Source organism: Mesorhizobium sp. M7A.F.Ca.CA.002.05.1.1 (assembly GCF_003998335.1).
Taxonomy (GTDB): domain Bacteria; phylum Pseudomonadota; class Alphaproteobacteria; order Rhizobiales; family Rhizobiaceae; genus Mesorhizobium.
Window position 1 is genome coordinate 1 of the sequence record NZ_RZQI01000674.1, and the last position, 3,323, is coordinate 3,323.

Here is a 3,323-nt window from a genome sequence, read left to right on the forward strand (position 1 = left end):
GCGCCCACCGAGAGCGAACTTGATCTTGCTGAACTGTTGGTGGAGCGCCTCCCGTCAGTCGAGCAGGTTCGCTTCGCCAACTCCGGCACGGAAGGCGTCATGATGGCGATCAAGGCGGCTCGGGCGTTCACCGAGCGGTCGAAGATCGTCAAGATCGAAGGTGCCTACCATGGCTCCTACGACTTCGCGGAAGTCAGCCTGGACAGTTCGCCCGCCAACTGGGGCGACATGCCTGCCTCAACGGCATACGCGAAAGGCACGCCGAAGGGAGTTCTCGATGATGTCATCGCGGTGCCGTTCAACGATACGGAGGCGCTGCGTGCCGTCTTCGACGCGCATGGCGACACGATAGCGGGTGTTCTGATCGACCCGATGCCGAACCGCGCCGGACTTATTCCCGCGCGAAAGGATTATCTCGACGCGATGGTCGAGATCGCTCATGCCGCCGGCTCGCTGGTGATCTTCGACGAGGTGATCTCGCTCCGCCTTGGCTATTCGGGGGCGCAGGGCCTGTGGAGCATCACGCCCGATCTGACGGCTCTCGGCAAGATCATCGGCGGAGGATTCCCGGTCGGCGCCGTCGGCGGCCGCGCCGACGTGATGGCGGTGTTCGATCCAACACAAGGCAAGCCCGCATTGCCGCATGGCGGCACCTTCACCGCGAACCCGGTGACGATGCGAGCCGGTCTGGCGGCGATGCGCGCGTTGACCCCGGCTAGCTTCGCGCATCTGGACGCTATCGGCAGCCTGCTTCGCGAGGGCATCACGGCCTCGCTTGCTCGCCATGGCCTCAACGGGCAGTGCGTCGGTCTCGGCTCGCTCTTCAAAGTTCATTTCACGGCGTTGCCGATCACGGACTACCGGTCAGTCTATCCGGGTGCGTCCGTACGCATGAAACTCGACCTGTTCCACAAGGGTCTGCTCGACCGCGGCGTGCTTTCGGCGAGTTACGGACTCTTCGCGCTTTCCACCTCCATGACCGAGGAAGACGCACGCGAGATCCTTTCCGCAATCGACGGCGCCCTCGCAGCAATCGCTCCGAAGCAATGACGTAGCGCGTCCAGCGCCGGATCCATCCGGCACGGGACGACGCAGCAACAGATGGAAGTCACATGACAGCTTCTCCTCACGTCGTCGTCATCGGTGCGGGTACCCTCGGTATGTGTTCTGCGCACGCGCTCGCGGAACAGGGCGCTCGCGTCACCGTCATCGACGCACAATCCATTGCGTCAGGATCCAGCGGCCGCTCGGTCGGGGTCGTTGGGACACAGCTCACGGATCCGTTCGAGATACAGCTGCGCATGCAATCGGTGCAGCGCGTCCGCCGGTGGCAAGAGCGCCTCGGTCTCGGCTTCAGCCCTATCGGCTACCTGCGTCTGGCGCGCACCTCCGAGCAGATGGAACTGTTCGCCCGCTCGGTGGAGATCCAGCGCGATGCCGGCTTCAGATCCAGGGTCTACCAGGCGAACGAGCTTCAGCAACTCGTGCCGCACTTGAGTTCAGATGGGCTCGAAGGCGGCATCTTCGGGCCGGACGACGGCTTCCTCGATCCCCACGAAATGTGCACGCTGCTGGCGCAACAGGTGAAGAAGCTCGGCTCCGAGGTGTTCCAGTTCCGCAAGCTGCTTGGTGCCGCGCGGACATCCGGTGGCTATCGGTTGGACACCAGCAAAGGGCCGATCGGCTGCGACTTCGTCGTGAATGCGGCAGGCGCCTGGGCGCCACGCGTTGCCGAGATGCTCGGACAGACGCTGCACATCCACCCCGAGCGCCACGAGGCGCTGACAATCCACTTGGACGCGCCGCTCCCGTACACAATGCCGATGGTCATGGATCTGGTGAACGGGCAGGGCACCGGACTCAACTTTCGGCACGAGAAAGCGGGCGAGCTCATCGCCGAGATACACAAGGTAAGTTCGCCGTCGCCCGAAGATCCGGACAACTACAACGAGCAGTGCGAGGAAGGGTCCAAGGTCATGCTGGCCGAGATGCTGATCGAACGCCTGCCTGATCTGCCGGGCGCCCGGCTCGGCCGGGGCTGGGCAGGCCTCTACCCTGTCACCGCCGACCACCGTCCCTATGTCGGACCAGTCGATCAGTCGGAGCCCGGTCTGATCACCGCGGCCGGTGCGGGCGGCTACGGGATTCAGCTTGCGCCGGTGATTGGGCTGATCGTCGCAGACTGGGTGCTCAAGGGCTCTCCCGCATCGATCCCAGGCACCGAAAGTCTCGCTCCAACTCCGGAAAGAAACGTTCCGGGCACACATACTGCGGCGGCTTGACCAGTGGGACACCGGCGTTAGCGCAAGGACAAAGAAGCCATGCCCGAGGCAGAAAATATCGTACGCATCAAGAACATCAACGTGATCTATGGCGGCCATCACGCCGTGAAGAACGTCTCGCTCGACATCACGCGCGGCGAGGTCGTGGCGATCGTCGGACCCAGCGGCGCGGGGAAGAGCACGCTGCTGCGCGCGATCAACATGCTCGAACAGCCGTCATCCGGCACCCTTGAAGTGGGTGCCATCCGGTTTTCGGTCGACCGCAATCTGTCCGCCGGAGAGCTGCTGAGGCTCCGACGTTCCACCGGGATGGTTTTCCAGTCCTTCAACCTGTTTCCGCACATGACCGTGCAGCGCAACATTTCGCTGCCGCAGATGCGGGTTCTGGGGCGCACCAAGGAGCAGGCGGACGCGCGCACCGCCCAATTGCTCGAACGCGTACACCTTACGGACAAGGCGCAAGCCTATCCGGCGCGCCTGTCGGGTGGCCAGCAGCAGCGTATCGCGATCGCACGCGCCCTGGCTCTTGACCCCAAGGTGATGCTCTTCGACGAACCCACGAGCGCCCTGGATCCCGAACTCGGGCTTGAGGTGTTGGCCGTGATGCGCGAGCTCGCCCAGGAAGGCATGACAATGATCATCGTCACGCACGAGATCGCCTTTGCCGCAGACGTCGCCGACCGCGTAATCGTCATGGCTAATGGAGAGATCATCGAGCAGGGTCCGCCTGATGCCGTGATCCGCAATCCGTCGTCGCCCCGCACGCGGCAGTTCTTCCGTGCCGTGGTCGATCGCAGATGATCGACCTGCTGGTTTCACTGCTCAGAGGCGTTCCGGCCACGCTGCTGGTGACCTTCGGCGCTTTCGGAGTCGGGGCCATCGCAGCCATGCCGCTGGTGCTGATGCGACGTTCCCGGTTGCTTCTGCTAAGCGCGCCGGCGCGCCTATACATCGACGTTGTCCGAGGAATCCCGCCGATCGTCTGGCTGTTCATTATTTTCTTCGGATTGGGCAGCGGAGTGATCGTTCTCAGTTCATATC

Annotated in this window: 4 protein-coding genes; all 4 read left to right on the plus strand. The window is 63.5% G+C overall.

What is annotated here, in order from left to right; all coding sequences use genetic code 11:
* The coding region (locus EN939_RS26385) for an aspartate aminotransferase family protein (RefSeq protein WP_127270693.1) at nucleotides 1-1,050 on the plus strand (1,050 nt) is incomplete at its 5' end.
* 62 nt (nucleotides 1,051-1,112) lie between these two features.
* On the plus strand, nucleotides 1,113-2,282 hold the full coding sequence (locus EN939_RS26390) for an NAD(P)/FAD-dependent oxidoreductase (protein WP_127270694.1): 1,170 nt from the start codon (nucleotides 1,113-1,115) through the stop codon (nucleotides 2,280-2,282).
* 39 nt (nucleotides 2,283-2,321) lie between these two features.
* Nucleotides 2,322-3,083 (plus strand): amino acid ABC transporter ATP-binding protein, encoded by a 762-nt coding sequence (locus EN939_RS26395; RefSeq protein WP_127270696.1) that lies wholly within the window; start codon nucleotides 2,322-2,324, stop codon nucleotides 3,081-3,083.
* Nucleotides 3,080-3,323: ABC transporter permease subunit (locus EN939_RS26400; RefSeq protein ID WP_164751230.1), on the plus strand; the 244-nt coding region annotated here is incomplete at its 3' end. The genes EN939_RS26395 and EN939_RS26400, both read left to right, overlap by 4 nt.